Source organism: Aliiglaciecola sp. (assembly GCF_039982535.1).
Classification (GTDB): Bacteria; Pseudomonadota; Gammaproteobacteria; order Enterobacterales; family Alteromonadaceae; genus Aliiglaciecola.
This window is the reverse complement of the sequence record NZ_JBDWYG010000026.1, coordinates 1-1218: the sequence shown is the minus strand read 5'-3', so window position 1 is coordinate 1218 and position 1218 is coordinate 1. Positions and strand designations below refer to the sequence as shown.

At 40.3% G+C, this 1218-nt stretch carries 1 protein-coding gene; it reads right to left on the bottom strand.

Annotated elements, in window-relative coordinates; genetic code table 11:
- Window positions 1-853: leucine-rich repeat domain-containing protein (locus ABJV04_RS05950; protein ID WP_348490393.1), on the bottom strand; the 853-nt coding region annotated here is incomplete at its 3' end.
- Window positions 854-1218: the final 365 nt, after the last annotated feature.

Here is a 1218-nt window from a genome sequence, read left to right as displayed (position 1 = left end):
GAATGCTTACACTGGTCAATTGCTTATTCCTAAAGGCATCATTCCCAATACTGGTAACGGTATAGGTATTGCCACTATTAGTGACTGTATTGGGGATGGTAACAGCTCCGGTATTTGTAGTGCTTATTGCTTCTACGGTATAGGGATCGATGGGTGATGTAACAATGTATTCAATACCATCTTGTGTAGTAAAAAATGATGAAGTAGATTTAAACCCTGTCCATCCTGCTTCTTTATAAGCGGCCTCGGTACCATTGGGAACGAGCAGATCTATATCCCCACGATTAGTAAAGCTATTTGAACCAAGGCTTGGAGGCGATGTAGCATGTACCGTTACACTGGTCAAATTGTTATTATAAAAAGCAAAATTCCTAATAGTCTCAACACTATTACCTATGGTTACACTGGTCAAATTGTTATTATAAAAAGCAGATACTCCAATACTGGTCACGCTGTTGGGAATGGTTACACTGGTCAATTGGCTATTCCTAAAAGCATCATCCGCAATCGTCTCAACACTATTACCTATGGTTACACTGGTCAATTGATTATCATTAAAAGCAGAATCCCCAATCGTCTCAACACTATTACCTATGGTTACACTGGTCAATTGATTATTCCTAAAGGCATCATTCCCAATACTGGTAACGGTATAGGTATTGCCACTATTAGTGACTGTATTGGGTATAGTTACAGCTGTATCATTTCCTGTATAGCCCGTGGCCGATACCTCACTACCGGATATGGTGTACGCTATTCCGTTTGTTGCGGTAAAATCCTGCCCATAGGAGTTTGTGCCAAACAGGGCCAACAACAGGGCGGGCAAAAATTGTAGGAGTAGTTTTGTTTTCATCTGCCAAGAATGTTTTTAAATCAAAATTGATTGACAAACAATACTAGAACATGTGCCCAATCTGGTCTAAAAAAAGTGCTGAATCCTGTTAAATCAGGGACGAAAAGGGGAGTTTGGGGGATGTTGCCCTCCTTCGACCTACGGTTGACAGTTTTCAGTTTACAATGAACAATTAGCAGTTATCAATGTTCCATTTTCTGCAATCAGTTGGCAGTTGGCAAGAATTGATTGTCTGTTTTCGATACATTTTTGCTATCGCAAAAACACTCAAACTGACGTAATTTTACTCATAGCTCAAGATGGCATTCCTCTGGATTGCAATCCGTGAAATTCGCGTCAACCTGGAAATGACGGTGGGATGGATT